The sequence below is a fragment of the Capnocytophaga sp. oral taxon 323 genome, assembly GCF_001278825.1.
Taxonomy (GTDB): domain Bacteria; phylum Bacteroidota; class Bacteroidia; order Flavobacteriales; family Flavobacteriaceae; genus Capnocytophaga; species Capnocytophaga ochracea.
Window position 1 is genome coordinate 1,765,629 of record NZ_CP012589.1, and the last position, 16,648, is coordinate 1,782,276.

Consider the following 16,648-nt stretch of genomic DNA (forward strand, 5'->3'; position numbering starts at 1 on the left):
CATTGCAAAAGTAATATTATTTTTCACAAAACAACAAAGGCTGTCACAAATTTTAGTTTGCGACAGCCTTTTATTTGCTAATTGACAAATTTTCTAATTTGCTAATTGAATATTGAGTTCTTTCAGTTGTGCCTCATCAATAAGCGAAGGGGCATCAATCATCACATCGCGACCGCTGTTGTTTTTAGGAAAAGCGATAAAGTCGCGTATGGTTTCTTGTCCGCCGAGCAGTGCTACTAATCGGTCGAAGCCAAAAGCCAAGCCACCGTGAGGAGGAGCGCCGTATCGGAAGGCGTTCATCAAGAAGCCAAATTGTGCTTGTGCCTGCTCAGGGGCAAAGCCTAATAGCTGGAACATCTTGGCTTGTAATTCTTGGTTGAAGATACGTATAGAACCTCCGCCTACTTCATTACCGTTGAGCACGAGGTCATAAGCATTGGCACGTACAGCACCTGGGTCGGTATCAAGTAGCGGAATATCTTCAGGTTTAGGCGAGGTGAAAGGGTGGTGCATTGCAAAGAAGCGTTCTTCCTCTTCGCTCCACTCCAAAAGAGGGAAATCTACTACCCATAGAGGAGCATATTCATCGGGGTTGCGCAAGCCGAGACGCTCGGCGAGTTCCATACGGAGGGCGCTGAGTTGCCCGCGTACTTTATTTGCCTTGCCTGAAAGAATACAGATAAGGTCGCCTGCTTGGGCGCCTGTGCGCTTTGCCCACGCCTTGAGGTCGTCCTCGTTATAAAATTTATCTACTGATGATTTGAAGCTACCATCTTCATTACATTTTACATATACCATTCCGGAAGCGCCTACTTGCGGACGTTTTACCCATTCTACTAAAGCATCAATCTCTTTGCGGGTGTAGTTGTTGGCACCAGGAACGGCAATACCTACTACTAATTCGGCTTCGTTGAATACCTTGAAATCGCGGTGTTGCGCGAGATCATTGAGTTCGCCGAATTTCATACCGAAACGGATATCGGGTTTGTCGTTGCCATAAGTTTTCATCGCCTCGGCATACGTCATACGAGGGAAAACCCCAAAATCTAAGCCTTTAAGTTCTTTGAGGAGGTGTTTTGCCAAACCTTCAAAGGTTTGGATAATGTCCTCTTGCTCTACAAACGACATTTCGCAGTCTATTTGGGTAAACTCTGGCTGACGGTCGGCACGGAGGTCTTCATCACGGAAGCACTTTACAATTTGGAAATACTTGTCTAATCCGCCTACCATTAGTAACTGCTTAAAGGTCTGTGGTGATTGTGGAAGTGCATAGAACTCACCAGCATTCATACGGCTAGGCACCACAAAGTCACGAGCGCCTTCGGGTGTTGATTTGATAAGTACAGGGGTTTCTACCTCTATAAAGCCTTGTTCGGATAGATAGTTGCGCACCATTATCCCCACTTTGTGGCGGAAAATAAGGTTATCGCGCACAGGGGTACGGCGTATATCGAGATAGCGGTACTTCATACGGAGGTCTTCACCGCCATCGGTATTATCTTCAATGGTAAAAGGAGGGAGTTCGGAATGGTTGAGCAAGGTGAGTGCTGTAACGAGGATTTCCACCTCTCCGGTAGGAATATTTGTGTTAGCAGCCTCGCGTTTGATAACAGTACCTTGAATTTGAATCACGTCCTCACGAGAGAGGGTTTTCGCCTGCTCGAAAACTGTTTTATCAGTGCGTTCTTCATCGAATATAAGCTGGGTGATGCCATAGCGGTCACGTAGGTCTACCCAAATCATAAATCCCTTGTTGCGGACGCGTTGTACCCATCCGCTGAGGGTTACTTGTTGTTTTTCGTGAGAGAGACGTAGCTCTCCACAAGTATGCGTTCTGTACATTTATTTGTCGTTAGTTATAAGTTTTTGAGTTATATTCTATTGAGATTTAACTTCTCGGGGTTATTTCTGTTATCCCAAAAAGATATAATTTCAATCACTTGTTTTTGTTCTATAATTTGGTAAAAAATTGAAAAATTACGAAGTACAATTACTCTTCTTACATCCTTTCTATTATCTACTATTGTTCCTATTCTTGGATTATACTCAAGCATTTCACAAATTTTAGCTTTTGGCAACCAAATAATCGTTAGATCTTCCATTTTTCCAATTCTCTATGAGTTCTCGTAATCCTTTCATTACTTCATTATGAGGAATAAAGACATCTTTTTGTCTCTTCTAAGCCTTCATCTATAAAAAGTAGTTCAGTTTCTAAAACCTTTACGTAAGATTCAGAATTGTCAGAGATATTGGAAATAAAAGTGTTCATTCATCTAATTGAGCAAAAACTCGTCCTCCTCATTGCTTTTAATGCCTAAGGCTTCGTATATGTACTTAAAGGTGGAGAGCAATTTAGGTTTACCATCGATGAGCGCTACATCGTGTTCAAAGTGGGCAGAAGGCTTGCCATCGGCGGTGAGGATTGTCCAACCATCTTTGAGTTGGCGTATGCTCTTGGTACCCATATTGATCATCGGCTCTATGGCTACTACCATTCCGTCTTTAAACTTTTTACCACTACCTCGTTTGCCGTAGTTAGGCATTTCGGGGTCTTCGTGCATTTTGCGTCCTACGCCGTGCCCGACGAGTTCGCGTACTACTCCATAACCGTGTGCCTCACAGTGTTGTTGTATAGCGTGCCCTACATCACCTACACGATTGCCCGCACGAAACTGACGGATACCTATGTACAGCGATTCTTTCGTTACGCGCAATAGTTCTTTTACTTCGGGGGCTACTTCGCCTACTTCAAAAGTATAAGCGTGGTCGCCATAGTAACCGTTTTTCAATGCTCCGCAATCTATTGAGATGATGTCGCCTTCTTGCAATGGGCGGTCGTTAGGAATGCCGTGTACCACTTGCGCATTAGGACTCATACATAGGGTATTAGGGAAGCCATACAAACCCAAAAATCCTGGGATAGCCCCTTGACTGCGGATGTACTCTTCGGCGATTTTATCGAGATATAGGGTGGTTACCCCTGGTTTTACTTCTTTTGCCATTATCCCCAAAGTACGTGATACTACTTGGGCTGCTTGGTGTAGTAGTTCTATTTCTTCGGCTGTTCTAATGTGAATCATTTGTAATAACGAATTACGAAAGACGAATTACGTGTGGTTTGTCATTCGTAATTCGCCTTTCGTCTTTGAAATTCTATTTTTTGAATTGTTTTAGTAAATTGGTTGTAGAGCTGTCGTGAGCAGAAAGTTCGGTAGCGGCAATGTCTTTAAGGATTTTGCTTGCCAACTGTTTGCCGAGCTCTACGCCCCATTGGTCGTAACTGTAAATGTTCCAAATCACGCCTTCTACAAATATCTTGTGCTCATACATAGCGATAAGGCTACCCAAACTTTCAGGGGTGAGTTTATCGATGAGGATAGAGGTTGTAGGGCGGTTTCCTGTAAACACTTTGAAGGGCACTAAGGCTTCGTTTACCTTGTCACCCATTTCTTTGCGCACTTCGGCTTCGGTTTTACCTTTTAAAAGAGCTTCGGTTTGTGCAAAGAAGTTAGCCATTAGCTTGTTGTGGTGGTCGGTATTGCCGTGCAATGAGTGTTTAAAGCCAATGAAATCAGTAGGTATCAATTTAGTACCTTGGTGAATAAGCTGGAAGAACGCGTGTTGAGAGTTCGTTCCTGGTTCACCCCAGATGATTACCCCAGTTTGGTAACTTACAGGGTTGCCATCACGGTCGGTTTGTTTACCGTTACTTTCCATTATACCTTGTTGTAGATACGCTGCCAAGCGGTGCAAATACTGAGTATAAGGAATGATAGCTTGACTTTCAGCTCCGTAGAAGTTGTTGTACCACACGCTGAGCAATGCCAATACTACTGGAATATTCTTCTCAAAAGGAGCTGTGCGGAAATGCTCGTCCATAGCGTGAGCTCCTTTGAGCAACTTATCAAAATTGTCATAGCCTACTGATAGGGCAATGCTGAGACCTACGGCACTCCACAATGAGAAGCGTCCGCCTACCCAGTCCCACATAGGAAATACATTATCAGGGTCGATGCCGAATTTATCGATTTCTTGCAAGTTAGTAGACACCGCTACAAAGTGTTTAGCAATATCTTTTTCGCTACCCGATTTTAGGAACCATTCTTTTACAGTAAGCGCGTTCGAAAGGGTTTCGAGTGTTGTGAAAGTTTTAGATACAATCACTATCAAGGTAGTTTCGGGGTTGAGGTGCTTGATAGTTTCGAGCACGTGGTCGCCATCTACATTGCTAATGAAATGTACGTTGAGGTGATTCTTGTAGAATTTAAGCGCCTCAGTTACCATTGCCGGACCGAGGTCAGAGCCACCAATACCAATATTTACCACATCGGTAAAAGCTTTGCCAGTATAACCTTTGCGTTTGCCACTGATGACTTCTTCGCTGAACTGTTTGATTTTGTGTTTTACAGCGGCTACTTCGGGCATTACGTTCTTGCCATCTACGTTTACTACGCTATTTTCGGGCGCGCGAAGGGCGGTGTGCAATACGGCGCGTTTTTCGGTGTTGTTGATAAGGTCGCCACCGAAGTATTTGCCAATAGCGTCCTTTAAACCACATTCCTCGGCGAGTTGCACAAGGAGTTTAAGGGTTTCTTCGTCTATGCGGTTTTTAGAATAATCTACATAGAAGTCGTGCCATTTGATGGCGAATTTCTCCCCGCGAGCGGGGTCTTTCTCAAATAGAGAAAGCATATGGCGGTCTTTTACTTCCGCAAAATGTTTTTGCAATGCTTTCCAAGCATTGGTTTGTGTTGGATTACTATTTTTTAACATTTTTCTTATAATGAATTGTATTATTATCTTACATTACAGCTGCCTTTTGTAAAGTTTCTCTTACAAAAGTGTTTAGCGTAGAAGTCTTTTTGTCTTGTAAAGGAATATTATATTCCTTGCAATGAGCAATATAGTCATCTACTGCTTCCATAAAGTCATTTTTTAAGTCCTCTAAGCAGTCTCCTTGATAGGTGATGAGCGTATCTTTATCTAAGCCTAATACTTTTCCATAGAAAGTATTATCTTCTTCTTTTTCGATGCTTCCTATAAAGCCTTTATAGTTGAGTGTTTTCATCTTTTATAAAATCCTTTGGTAGCTCTTGAATACGGTCAATTAATTTTTCTTTTTTACTCACTTCACTATTTGTTTTAGATTATGTTTCAGAGTGCAAAACTACAAAATAATGACGCCTCACCTTTAGCTAATTTGCTAATTGACAAATTACTTAATGAAACTTACTTTTTCAGTCTTTTAAACACAAAACGGGTGATAAAAATACCTGTAGAATCATTGCTTCCTGCATTGCTCTCTACTCCACTGGTAACAAAAGCAAGTTCCCATCCTTCTTCACTCATAGTGTTCAACTTAGAAGTGAAGAGCATCGTTGGCAGCGATGTTCTGAAAACGAATCCCCCCGAGATTAAAGAAGTTGAGGAGTTTGGTCTCATCAAAGCCCTTTACGCGAATCTCATCACGGTCGCTTTTGTTGCGTTCGTCTCCTTCTTCCGAGCGCGTAGTGGTAAATTCTTTATAATTGCGTGTTTCATTAGCCGAGATAAGTCGCGAACGTCCTGCTCCCGAAGGTACCACCGATTCAATAGCGGTTACTACCTTAAATTCATATACTTGTGCTGAGGCGGTAAAGCCCACAAGAGCCAATAGATAAAAAATAAACTTTTTCATTTGTATTTCTGTTTAATTAACCATTAATCACTAATCATTAACCATTGTTACGACACCGTTTGCTTTTGTACATTCGTTACCTCCTCTTCCATTTCAATAGGGGTCGCTTTTAGCGCATCAAGCTGTTCTTTTAGTGGCGCAATCTCCTTCAAATATTTAGCTTTAAGTCGCGCATCAATAGGCACCGATTCTGGTAACTTCTCTCTGAGTGGGTCTACTTGTCTTCCATTCTTCCAGAAACGATAGCACACGTGAGGACCTGTTGCCAAGCCGGTACTTCCCACAAGTCCAATCACCTGTCCTTGCGATACTTGTTGTCCTCTGCGTGCCAATATTCTCGACATATGCAAGTACTGTGTTGTATACATATTGTTGTGGCGCACCTTCACGTAGTTACCATTACCCGAACCATAGCCCGCCTCAATCACCGTTCCTGCTGCCGTCACCCGTATAGGCGTACCCGTAGGTGCTGCATAGTCGGTACCAAAATGTCCCTTCATACGGTGAAGCACAGGGTGAAAACGCATTCCAAATTTAGACGTAATGCGGAAGATATCCAAAGGCGATTTCAAAAACATTCGCTTCATCATATTCCCCTTTTCGTCGTAATAGCCATTTGTGCCTTTTGCCGAATCGGTAGTGAAGTTAAAAGCGTAATAAGGTTTCCCTTGCCACTCAAAATAAGCCGCTTTCACTTTCTCAACTCCCGCAAAAATAGTGTCGTCCACATAACGTTCCTCATAAATAATCTTAAAATTATCACCTTTTTGCAAGCGGAAAAAGTCGATGGTGTAATCAAAAATCTGTCCCATTTGGTAAGTAGCATTCGCACTGATACCCGCCGCAAGGGCATCAACCGTAAGATTGCTGTTGATATTTCCTGCCAATGCCTTTTCCACAATCGTTACTTTGCGTTGCGCTTTGTAAGCGTGAACCGAGTCTCCAAGACGCACCACTACGTAATCTGTAACGTTCGGCTGATAGATAAAGCTATGGGGTTTCGAGGGGTCTTTTTTATCGTACAAAAAAGCGTAAACCTTACCCGTACGTATATTCTTAGGGTTAAACTCTCCTTTGGTTTTTTGGGTGATATTATGAATATCCACCGCTCCTATATTGTTCTCTTCTAATAGTTTACCAAAGGTATCACCTTGCTTAATCGTATCTTTCACTATCGTGTAATCGTTCAGGTTGAAACCAAATTCATACACCGGAGGTTTAGGTGCCTCAACAGTAGCCGAAGCTGTTGCCTTCTCAGCATTAGGGGTATCATTACAAGACGTGAATACCGAAAGCTGAAGTGCAAAAAATGAAAAATAAAGGACTTTCTTCATCATAAGTTTTCTGTTTCTGTTTTTACATTTTTTAGTTCACAAACACCAAGCCATTTAAGGCGCAAGTGTATCAAAAAATCTTACAAAGGTGCAAATAAAAAATGAACTACGCAAATAAAAAAACTAAAAAAACTGCATATAACTCCTTTAATTTATTCATAATTAATGTATTAAGCTGTATACCTCAACTTTCCCAAACTGCTTCTATGTCCTCTTTTTCAACACTTTTACCGCTACCCTTCGCCTTATATTTTTTAAATTCCAGCCATACCCAAATGCCCTCTCCCCTACTCAGTACATTTTCCTACCCTACAAGCAACACAAGTAGTACATTTTTCCATCAAAACTCCATTTTACAAAATGCCTCCTCCCAAAAAAGCGCCATCTATCGTCCAACATTCGTTCAAGGTTCGTTTAAGGTTCGTCCAAGCTACCTATACAATAGTAAATTTTTCTTTTTGAAAATTCTTATCCCTATTTCTCTTAAAAACTATTTGTGTGGCTCACTTTCCCGAGTCTCCCCGAGAGCTCCTAACCAGACTCTTCTTCATTTTCTCATTTTCTCATTTCCAAATTTTCTAATTTTCCAAATTTGCTCATTTGCTAATTACCTCCTATCTTTGCCCCCATAAAACAAATTATTATGAAATATATTTATACTCTCATTGCCCTACTAACAGCCACTAATACCTTTGGGCAGAACATATTTTTGCTCAAAGAACTCTTTTTAAAAGGCAACGTAAAATCCGTGCGCGTTATCCCCTATCAAGTAAAAGAAAACAAAAAACACCGCATTCAAAAAACAGCTGTAAAGAAATTCTATTACGATGAAAATCTGTTTCTCTTAGCCAATGAACAAGGATATGTTGTCCAACAAATTATGTTTGCCGACCGAAATGTGTTCAACCTTAAAACAGAAGTAACTTACGACGATAATAACCGAGAAACAAACTTAAAAGTATACGATGAAACCGATACTCTATTGCGTGAGTACACCCTTACTTATGACGATAAAGAGAAAAAAATGCAGAAAACTGTCTACTTCCCTAAAACAGGTAAGGAATATTTAGTACTTTCAAGTGATACAAACAAACGCAGTTACCCTACCTATGCTACTTATTACAACACCGATGAAAGTATCAAAAACTACTCTTCATATAAGTACGACAAGAGGAATAACCAACTCGAAACCAAAGTCTACAATCCCGATAAATCAGTAAAATACACCAAGAAGACAAAGTATAATAAAAACGGATTCGTTACCCACCAAATAACCAAATCCAACGAAAAGAATAAAAGCCTCGAAACAGTATATACCTATAAAAAGGAGCCTTTTCCTACTGAAATGCTCTTAATCTTCGAAAAGAAGACCCATAATAAAGCAAAGAAAATAAACTATACCTTTTCTTATCAATACGATGAAAAAGGTAATTGGATAGAGAAGAAATGTTTTTTGGAAGACAAATTAGTATATATCGTAGAAAGAGAAATCACATATTATTAGTAAATTAGCTTCATATTTAATTATTAGTATTATTGGCATTTTTGGTATTATTGGCATTATTAAAATTTATATAGTATGAGCTTATTCTCTATTCTTATATTTCTTTTTTTCTTTTGGCTTTTTAGACAACTCACCCAACAGCTACCCACCGAGCAGTCCTTTCGCAACCCATTTCAGCAAAACATATCACCCGCTACATTCGAGCTGAATCTCCTCTCACTTTGTAGCTTAGTTATCAAAGCCAACGGACGTGTTACCCAAGCCGAATTAGATTTCGTGCGTTTGCAGTTTGTGCGTCTTTATGGTAAAGAACGCGCCAATGCCGTGTTTCGCAGTTTTAATGAACTAATAAAAGGACGCCAGATAGAAGCTCCCCGAGTAGCAATGTACGTACGAGCGCGTACTACCTACGAAACACGCTTGCAAATCCTCTATTTTCTCTTTGGTATTGCTCAAGCCGATGGAGTAGTAAGCCAAGACGAAGTACAACAAATAGAGCAAATAGCCTATTACTTCCAGATAGAAAAAAGTGATTTTATAAGCATCAAAGCAATGTTTGCTAACACTTATGGTAGTAATAGCTATACCCAAACTCCCAATGAAAATGCTTATGCTATTTTAGGTATAAGCCCCCAAGCTACTGATGCCGAAGTAAAACAAGCTTACAGAAATATGGCAAAAAAATATCACCCCGATAGAGTGATTACTGAAGATGAAGCCATAAAAAAAGGCGCCGAAGAAAAGTTCAAACAAGTACAACAAGCCTATGAACAAATCGCACGCCAAAGAGGAATGAACTAACCTAATAGCTTACCCCTATAAACAAAAAGTGGCAAGCTACCTACATCGCACCGCTACAACCGAATACCTTTGCTGTGTTCCCACCCTGGAGGATTTTTCAGGAGCTGGTCGTGTAGGACTTGCCGGCGACAAAAGTACAACTTTTTTATTACATAGCAAATTTTTTCTATTTTTTTTCTTGCTTAGTAGCTCTATTTTTATTACCTTTGCACCAAAAGTGTTGTATAACAACCTTTCAAAATCTGGTTAAAACAGTTAAAGAACAAAGAAAAATATTAAATATCAATGATGAAAAAACTATTCTTTTTATTCTTAGCGCTCCTATCACTACAATGTAGTAAATCACAAGATAGTGAGACCACAGGTTTGAACTCTGAAAAGATGCTCACTCTTATCAATCAGCAACGACAAAAAGGTTGCAATTGTGGTAGTAATTATTTTAAACCCGTACCTCCTGTAAAGTGGAATAAAACAATAGAAAAAGTAGCCAAAGCCCATAGTGACGATATGCTTAAACGCAACGTATTAACTCATCATAGTAAAAACGGACAAGATCCTGGAGGGAGACTTATTAACGCTGGTTATGAATGGGCTACGTGGACTGAAAATGTAGCTATGGGACAACAAAATGAAGAAGAAGCAATGAAAAGTTGGCTCGAAAGTCCAGGACATTGCGCTAATATTATGAATGCCCAAGTTACCGAAGTAGGTGTTGCTCGTAGCGGTAAATATTGGACGCAACTCTTTGCCGCACCCAAATAATACTTATTACTGATATACTCCGCAATAACGGATTTTACCTATTATTACCTGAGAAATGTACCTCGACGTTCATTCGCATACCCAGCACTCAACTTCCGATACTTTGGTGATTCGCAATCAGTATCCACTTACCGCCGATACCAGCGAACCTTTCTCAGTAGGTATTCACCCTTGGTTTTTAAACGATTTCGAGGCGCAGTGGAATGCACTTATACCCTTAGTCCAGCACTCCAACTGTTGGGCTATAGGTGAATGTGGTCTCGATAAGAACGTTACCTCTCCCCTATCCTTACAACAAGAAATCTTTTTAAGACACATAGAATTAGCCGAAAGTTTAGAGCTCCCACTTATCATTCACTGTGTGAAAGCTTATGCCGAAGTAATACAACTCCGCAAGCGCACCCGCTCACAACAGTTATGGATATTACACGGTTTCAGAAAAAACCTAAAAGTAGCACAAGAGCTCATCGCTCACGGCATTGCTATTTCTTTTGGTACTCCCCTACTCTATTCTCATCAATTGCAAGAAGTCTTTAAGAAAATTCTCCCTGAATACCGGTTTTTTGAAAGTGATGACAGTATTCAACCATTAGTTATCAAACAAGTCGAACAAGCCGGACTTATCTAAGGTCTGAAACTTAAATCTAAAATTTTCTACTTAAAAAATTTGCTCGTTTGCTAATTACTTCATATCTTTGCGCCCTGAAAATTGAAAGGGGGTGTATCTTTATGTTAATAATTCCTTTAAAAGACGGAGAAAGCATCGATAAAGCTTTAAAACGTTATAAACGCAAATTCGACCGTACAGGTGTAGTACGTGAACTACGTGAAAGACAACATTTCACTAAACCTTCTGTACGTAGAAGAGCCGAAATCCAAAAAGCACAATACATTCAGCACTTGAAAGATCAAGAAGAAGTATAGTTCATTGTGGAGATATTCAATTTTTTTTAAAGTAGGAACGGATAATATTCGTTCCTACTTTTTTTATTTAAGTGTTGTTCATTATCCTTATCGGTATTGTTCATTGTCCATTCTTAAATTGTGCATAACTTGAGGAAGAAAAAACACTAAAATATTTGCTCTTTTATGTTTTCTGTGTATACAAAAATGAAGATGAAAAAAGCAAATTTATTTCTTATAAAATATCCACTACTTTTTGTCAGTTATGAACAATCTGCCCAATGAAAAGTTCTCAACAAAAAGTTGTGCATAATATCAAAAAGAGTTATCAACAATTTTGCTTAAAATATTCATTTAAAAAACCGTAAATCACTTTTTATTGTTGATAACTAATCATAATATCCTTAAACTGAAAAAAGCAAGTTTTTCAGCCTAATTTTATCCCTCTTATGAACGTCATCATAATAATAACCCTTCTTTTTTTAGAAAGAAATCTTTTTCAATTTATAATTTGGTGATTGTTGATAACTCAAAAATATTTACTTTTGCAATATGAAAAAAACAAATAAAACTCAAAAGCAAGGCAAATCAGGAAAACCTAAAAAGAATAAGAGCTTAGCTAAACGCAACAAGCAAGAGCTTATCAAAGCGATTTTCTCGGTGTTACAAGAACACCCCGAAGAGAGCTTTAACTACAAGCAAATCGCTGCCAAACTCCACATTACCGATGCACCACGTCGTGATATGCTGGTGAAACAACTCGTACAACTGAAAGAGAAAAAACGCATTGTAGAAATCGACCGTGGAAAGTATCAAGCTATCCCTATGCAACACTATTATGTGGGTACGCTTGATGTGAGTACGCGCGGTAATGGTTATGTAATAGTTGATGGTTTAGACAACGACATTTTTGTAGCACAAAATTTTCTAAACAAAGCCCTCCACGGTGATTTGGTGGAAGTGTATGTATTCCCTCGTTTTAGAAATCGCAATAAGATGGAAGGAGAAATCAGCAAGGTGTTGGAACGCAACAAAGTGCGCTTTGTAGGTACTGTGCAAATGCACAAGAACTTCGCCTTTGTCGTCCCTACTGATGCTCGTATGTATACCGATTTCTTTGTGTTGAAAGACAAACTCAATGGTGCTCAGGACGGCGACCGTGTAATTGTACGCATTGAAGATTGGAAAGACAAAAGCGATTCTCCTATGGGGGTAGTGGAACAGATACTCGGCAAACCAGGAGAGCAAACTACTGAAATGCACTCTATCTTAGCCGAATACGGTCTGCCTTATACCTATCCAGAAGAGGTAGAAGCTTTTGCTAAAAAGTTAGACTTTTCTATTACTGATGAGGAGATTGCTCGTCGTCGTGATATGCGTGAAACCCTCACTTTTACTATCGACCCTCGTGATGCAAAAGACTTTGATGATGCACTGTCGTTCAAATTGTTAGAGAATGGTAATTACGAGATAGGGGTACACATCGCCGATGTATCACACTACGTGAAAGAAGGCACTATATTAGATGAAGAAGCCTATAACCGCGCTACTTCAGTATATTTGGTAGATAGGGTAGTGCCAATGTTACCCGAAATCCTCTGTAACTTCGCTTGTTCACTCCGCCCCGATGAAGATAAATACACCTTTTCAGCAGTGTTTGAGATGAATAAGAAAGCCGAAGTAGTAGATATTTGGATAGGACGCACTGTAACACACTCGTCATTTAGGTTTGCTTACGAAGAAGCACAATCAGTAATAGAACAAGCCAAAGTAGGGGAGGGGTACACCATTTCTGCCGAAACTTCCATTACCGATACCGATAGAGCTGTCCCTGCCAATGTGGTAGAGGCTATTCTCACACTCAATACTTTAGCCGAAAAACTTCGCGGCAAGCGTATGCGTTTAGGAGCTATTACTTTTGATAAAGTAGAAGTGAAATTCGACCTCGATGAGAATGGCAACCCTACAGGAGTATATTTCAAAGAAAGCAAGGAAGCCAACAAACTGATTGAAGAGTTTATGCTCTTGGCTAACAGAAAGGTAGCTGAGTATGTAGCCAAAATGAAAAAGACATTCGTATACCGCGTACACGATGAACCCGATGCCGAAAAACTACAACAGTTCAACACAGTCATCGGACGATTTGGCTATAGTTTGGATTTGAAAAATCGCCAAACCACTACTGATTCACTTAATAATCTCTTAGAAGAAGTAAAAGGTAAAAAAGAACAGAATTTAGTCGATACCTTGGCAATACGTTCAATGGCAAAGGCTACTTATACTACTAAAAACATAGGGCACTACGGTTTAGCGTTTGATTATTATACCCATTTCACCTCACCTATACGCCGTTATCCCGATGTGATGGTACACCGTCTTTTGCAACTCTATTTAGATAACGCCCCCTCACAACCTGAAGCCGAATATGAAACCAAATGCAAACACTCCTCACAAATGGAGAGTTTAGCAGCCTCAGCCGAGCGTGATTCTATCAAATATATGCAGGTGAAATATATGGAAGCGCATAAGAATCAGCAGTTTGTAGGAGTGATTTCGGGCGTAACCGAATGGGGTATTTATGTAGAAATTACCGTGAATAAATGCGAAGGATTGGTACGTGCTCGCGACATCAAAGATGATTATTACACTTTCGACGAACAACAATACGCCTTGGTAGGGCAAGCCACTGGCAAAATGTATCAGCTTGGTGATGAAGTAATGATACGTGTGAAAAACACCGACCTAATGAAAAAGCAATTAGACTTTGAACTGATTGATTAGTCGTAGCACGACAAGCAGTTAAAGTTGCTTTTGCATCACTACACTTTGCCAAAGTTTCTTGCCCGTACGGCTCGTCACTACACTTTGCCAAAGTTTCACACTTTGGCAAAGTTGAATACAAATTTGAAAACAATGAAAATCAAAAAGATGATATATTTATTTTTATCGTCAGTTATTATTTTCTTAGCAATTGGTCTTCTGTGGTTGTTTCGGAATCCGTCTTACGAAAAAATAGATAAAACATTCGTACAAGCATCAGATTCTGCGATTAAAAAAGAAATTCCTGCTTTTAATCTGAATTTTTTAGTAGACAAAGTAGCTTATTCCGAACCTGTTTATTTTCCTAACGGAGTAGAAACAGCCGATTTTACAGAACACTTGGAAGCTATAAATTTAGAAATTCCCGATTGGAACAAAGAAGGATTATACGAGGTAAAAGCTTCTACCAAAGCAGGTGTCTTAGATCCCGCATTTTTAGTATACAAATGGGATTCAGACACTTCCAATACACTCATTTTTCATCACGGAGCATCGGAATATCCTTTTTACGGGATTTTTTCTAAGATTTTCAAAAAAGCGATACTGAACGATTTAGGTATAAACCTAATCGTAGTCCGAACTCCTTTTCATAAGCAAAAAGGGGCTTTGAAACAGGGCACAGCGAACCTATCGACCTTTATGGCAACGATGGCAACAAGTGTGAAATTAACCGAAAAGCTGATTCACACTTTACGACAAAAAGGAGTACAGACTATCGAAATTGGCGGATTTAGCTTGGGGGCTGTGATAGCAAACAGGCATCGAGTGGCATATAATTCGGCAGATTTCTATGTGCCGATAGTAGGAACAGTGGCACACGAAAAGTTTTTTATTTTCCCAAAGAAAAAGGCTACTGAAAGCGAAATCGAGCGAAACAAAATCATTACACATCACCTAAATTTCTCAGCCCAATGGCAAGAAAATCAATCCCCAAATGTATTTCCAGTGATGGCACGATATGATTTGTTTTTGCCACTTCACCAGCACGCTCCCGCTTATGGAGATCTGAAAGTGGAAATCTGGAACACAGGGCATCTATCCACTGCTCTTTTCTACGACGCAATGCGGTATGTTCTGTTAAAACATCTGAAGAACTAAACCTTTTATGGTAGTTAGATTTTTAGAAATATAGAAAATTTTACTAATATATGATATAGAATAATATTCTATTATTTTTTATTTTTTAGATTATAATACTTTTTTTATATTTATTTTTAAAACAAATATCTATTTTATTTTGTTTTATAAAATATTTTTATACCTTTGTATCATTAATCTTTAATAATGGTATGTATGATGGAGAAATGAAATGATTTTATTGAAGGTATATTTATATAGAATGGGCTAACTATTAGTATTATTCCTTAACTGAGCTACGGGTTACTGTCTTCATAAAAAAGAACGTGCAAAGAAAATTAAATTAATAATTTTAAATTTAATTAGTATGAAAGAAATAATAAAATTTTCGTTGTTTGTACTGTTTTTTGCAGTAGTATTAGTGTCTTGCTCTAAGGATAAAAATCAAAATTCATTGCAAGATTTGCAAAATAAGTCAATGACTTATAAAGAGTTCTTTGAAACTGTATCAGAAAAATCAGTAGACTTTGTTCCAAATGAGAAAGTATTACTTATCTCATACAAATTAAACAAAGATGACAATACCATCACTTTCTTGTCAAGTATCATTGCTGAATCAAGCTGGGGTGTAGGTTTTGATGTTGCTGGTAGATATGAAGACCAGAAAGTTTCTCGCAAGAAAGATAAATATACAGTAGCTTGTTCAGGTGCTAAAGGTGGAGATTGGACAAAGGGTTGTAATGGAGATTATAGTTGTGGACAGTTGCTTTATGACTGTGCTGAAGCTGGTGGCTGTGGAACTGTTTGCAAGACTTATATGGTTTATGTACCTGATGTAAAAACTTTTTATCTTTCTGATGACCTTCATATGTTAGTTGATTTGAAAGATGAAGAAACTCTCAAACAAATAAATGAGGTTATTAAGCCATAGTTAATAATTATCACAAAACCAATAGAGTAGGGGAGAGGTGCTAAAAACTTCTCCCTTATTTTTTGTAATTCAGCAGTTTTTTAGTACTTTTGTGCAGTTAATCAAATTTTAGGTAGAAATAGATGTTTGCGGATGTATTGCTTGCATTACCTTTGGGCTTGTTGTTAGCTTTTACCATAGGTCCTGTGTTCTTTGTATTGCTGGAAACAGCCATTACCAAAGGATTTAGGGCAGCTATTGCTTTCAATTCAGGAGTAGTACTGGCAGATACTGTTTTCATTCTCATTGTCTATTTCACTACCAGCAGTTTGCTACGCGAAATCAAGGACGACCCTAAGCTCTTCTTCGCCGGTGGACTCATAATGATAGCTTACGGACTCATCTCGTTCATCAAACTGAAAAAAGACTTCAAGAAAACAATAGATAACAAAGAGAATGCCTATTTACAAGTAGCTGAAAAAGTGAACTATGTAGCCCTCTTTATCAAAGGTTTTCTACTGAATTTCATCAACATAGGCGTTTTGGGTTTTTGGTTAGGAATTATTATTGTTTTTGGTCCTAAGCTTGATATGAATGCCAGTAGGATATTGGTGTTTTTTACTTCTATTATCCTAGTATACTTTGCAATAGATATTTTTAAAATTCTCATTGCTAAAAAACTCAAAAACCGACTTACTGCTTTTCATATCTACAAAATCAAACGCGCGATTAGCATTATATTGTTAGTCTTTGGAGTTTTTTTAATACTACAAGCATTCTTTCCTAACGTATTACAATTAACTGATTAAGTGCGACTCGCACAAGCAGTGTATAAAAAACTTTGTCAAAAGTTGTAAGCC

15 protein-coding genes, 1 other RNA gene and 1 pseudogene are annotated in these 16,648 nt (G+C 38.9%); 9 read left to right on the forward strand and 8 right to left on the reverse strand.

The features are described from left to right. Positions 1-93: 93 nt before the first annotated feature. From aspS to AM608_RS07665, 7 genes and pseudogenes are all read right to left on the reverse strand, one after another. Positions 94-1,842, reverse strand: coding sequence for an aspartate--tRNA ligase (gene aspS, locus AM608_RS07635; RefSeq protein ID WP_053581311.1), 1,749 nt, complete (start codon positions 1,840-1,842; stop codon positions 94-96). 29 nt (positions 1,843-1,871) lie between these two features. Further along, complete coding sequence (locus AM608_RS07640) at positions 1,872-2,102, reverse strand: type II toxin-antitoxin system RelE/ParE family toxin (protein WP_053581312.1); 231 nt, start codon at positions 2,100-2,102, stop codon at positions 1,872-1,874. Positions 2,103-2,273: 171 nt separating this feature from the next. Further along, complete coding sequence (gene map / locus AM608_RS07645; RefSeq protein ID WP_053581313.1) at positions 2,274-3,080, reverse strand: type I methionyl aminopeptidase; 807 nt, start codon at positions 3,078-3,080, stop codon at positions 2,274-2,276. 73 nt (positions 3,081-3,153) lie between these two features. Then, entirely contained in the window at positions 3,154-4,773 is a 1,620-nt protein-coding gene (pgi, locus tag AM608_RS07650) for a glucose-6-phosphate isomerase (protein WP_053581314.1), read from the reverse strand. A gap of 28 nt (positions 4,774-4,801) precedes the next feature. After that, entirely contained in the window at positions 4,802-5,068 is a 267-nt protein-coding gene (locus AM608_RS07655) for a hypothetical protein (protein WP_053581315.1), read from the reverse strand. Positions 5,069-5,229: 161 nt separating this feature from the next. Continuing rightward, positions 5,230-5,677: pseudogene (locus AM608_RS07660) on the reverse strand (hypothetical protein). 47 nt (positions 5,678-5,724) lie between these two features. Next, positions 5,725-7,014 (reverse strand): peptidoglycan DD-metalloendopeptidase family protein, encoded by a 1,290-nt coding sequence (locus AM608_RS07665; RefSeq protein WP_053581316.1) that lies wholly within the window; start codon positions 7,012-7,014, stop codon positions 5,725-5,727. 640 nt (positions 7,015-7,654) lie between these two features. On the opposite strand from AM608_RS07665, the gene AM608_RS07670 reads away from it, so the two are divergent. Together AM608_RS07670 and AM608_RS07675 are read left to right on the forward strand one after the other, a co-directional pair. Then, positions 7,655-8,515 (forward strand): hypothetical protein, encoded by an 861-nt coding sequence (locus tag AM608_RS07670; RefSeq protein WP_053581317.1) that lies wholly within the window; start codon positions 7,655-7,657, stop codon positions 8,513-8,515. Between the two features lie 75 nt (positions 8,516-8,590). After that, the gene (locus tag AM608_RS07675; RefSeq protein WP_053581318.1) at positions 8,591-9,316 is read left to right on the forward strand and encodes a molecular chaperone DjiA; all 726 of its coding nucleotides are present in this window, start codon (positions 8,591-8,593) and stop codon (positions 9,314-9,316) included. 26 nt (positions 9,317-9,342) lie between these two features. Here AM608_RS07675 and ffs read toward each other — a convergent pair. Further along, an RNA gene (ffs, locus tag AM608_RS11715) (signal recognition particle sRNA small type) lies at positions 9,343-9,441 on the reverse strand. A 160-nt stretch (positions 9,442-9,601) separates the two neighbouring features. Between ffs and AM608_RS07680 the strand changes: the two genes are divergently transcribed. From AM608_RS07680 to AM608_RS07710, 7 genes are all read left to right on the forward strand, one after another. Further along, positions 9,602-10,078 (forward strand): CAP domain-containing protein, encoded by a 477-nt coding sequence (locus AM608_RS07680; RefSeq protein ID WP_053581319.1) that lies wholly within the window; start codon positions 9,602-9,604, stop codon positions 10,076-10,078. 55 nt (positions 10,079-10,133) lie between these two features. Continuing rightward, positions 10,134-10,706 carry a TatD family hydrolase gene (locus AM608_RS07685; RefSeq protein ID WP_053581320.1) on the forward strand — a complete coding sequence of 191 codons (573 nt, stop codon included), beginning with the start codon at positions 10,134-10,136 and terminating at the stop codon, positions 10,704-10,706. 101 nt (positions 10,707-10,807) lie between these two features. After that, positions 10,808-11,002 carry a 30S ribosomal protein S21 gene (gene rpsU / locus AM608_RS07690; protein WP_002674401.1) on the forward strand — a complete coding sequence of 65 codons (195 nt, stop codon included), beginning with the start codon at positions 10,808-10,810 and terminating at the stop codon, positions 11,000-11,002. Positions 11,003-11,533: 531 nt separating this feature from the next. Then, positions 11,534-13,762: a ribonuclease R gene (rnr, locus tag AM608_RS07695; RefSeq protein ID WP_053581321.1), complete on the forward strand. Its 2,229-nt coding sequence runs from the start codon at positions 11,534-11,536 to the stop codon at positions 13,760-13,762. 147 nt (positions 13,763-13,909) lie between these two features. Next, positions 13,910-14,899, forward strand: a complete 990-nt coding sequence (locus tag AM608_RS07700) for a hypothetical protein (protein WP_253273457.1) — start codon at positions 13,910-13,912, stop codon at positions 14,897-14,899. Between the two features lie 346 nt (positions 14,900-15,245). Further along, positions 15,246-15,809 (forward strand): hypothetical protein, encoded by a 564-nt coding sequence (locus AM608_RS07705; RefSeq protein WP_053581322.1) that lies wholly within the window; start codon positions 15,246-15,248, stop codon positions 15,807-15,809. Positions 15,810-15,931: 122 nt separating this feature from the next. Beyond that, positions 15,932-16,597 carry a LysE family translocator gene (locus tag AM608_RS07710; RefSeq protein WP_016478315.1) on the forward strand — a complete coding sequence of 222 codons (666 nt, stop codon included), beginning with the start codon at positions 15,932-15,934 and terminating at the stop codon, positions 16,595-16,597. Positions 16,598-16,648 lie beyond the last annotated feature (51 nt).

Bases quoted from the DNA above. Each gene is read 5' to 3' on its own strand.
- aspS (WP_053581311.1), bottom strand. From the start codon at position 1,842: ATGTACAGAACGCATACTTGTGGAGAGCTACGTCTCTCTCACGAAAAA.
- AM608_RS07710 (WP_016478315.1), top strand. From the start codon at position 15,932: ATGTTTGCGGATGTATTGCTTGCATTACCTTTGGGCTTGTTGTTAGCT.
- AM608_RS07675 (WP_053581318.1), top strand. From the start codon at position 8,591: ATGAGCTTATTCTCTATTCTTATATTTCTTTTTTTCTTTTGGCTTTTT.
- AM608_RS07685 (WP_053581320.1), top strand. From the start codon at position 10,134: ATGTACCTCGACGTTCATTCGCATACCCAGCACTCAACTTCCGATACT.
- AM608_RS07700 (WP_253273457.1), top strand. From the start codon at position 13,910: ATGATATATTTATTTTTATCGTCAGTTATTATTTTCTTAGCAATTGGT.
- AM608_RS07665 (WP_053581316.1), bottom strand. From the start codon at position 7,014: ATGATGAAGAAAGTCCTTTATTTTTCATTTTTTGCACTTCAGCTTTCG.
- pgi (WP_053581314.1), bottom strand. From the start codon at position 4,773: ATGTTAAAAAATAGTAATCCAACACAAACCAATGCTTGGAAAGCATTG.
- AM608_RS07655 (WP_053581315.1), bottom strand. From the start codon at position 5,068: ATGAAAACACTCAACTATAAAGGCTTTATAGGAAGCATCGAAAAAGAA.
- AM608_RS07705 (WP_053581322.1), top strand. From the start codon at position 15,246: ATGAAAGAAATAATAAAATTTTCGTTGTTTGTACTGTTTTTTGCAGTA.
- AM608_RS07680 (WP_053581319.1), top strand. From the start codon at position 9,602: ATGATGAAAAAACTATTCTTTTTATTCTTAGCGCTCCTATCACTACAA.
- AM608_RS07640 (WP_053581312.1), bottom strand. From the start codon at position 2,102: ATGGAAGATCTAACGATTATTTGGTTGCCAAAAGCTAAAATTTGTGAA.
- map (WP_053581313.1), bottom strand. From the start codon at position 3,080: ATGATTCACATTAGAACAGCCGAAGAAATAGAACTACTACACCAAGCA.
- rpsU (WP_002674401.1), top strand. From the start codon at position 10,808: ATGTTAATAATTCCTTTAAAAGACGGAGAAAGCATCGATAAAGCTTTA.
- AM608_RS07670 (WP_053581317.1), top strand. From the start codon at position 7,655: ATGAAATATATTTATACTCTCATTGCCCTACTAACAGCCACTAATACC.
- rnr (WP_053581321.1), top strand. From the start codon at position 11,534: ATGAAAAAAACAAATAAAACTCAAAAGCAAGGCAAATCAGGAAAACCT.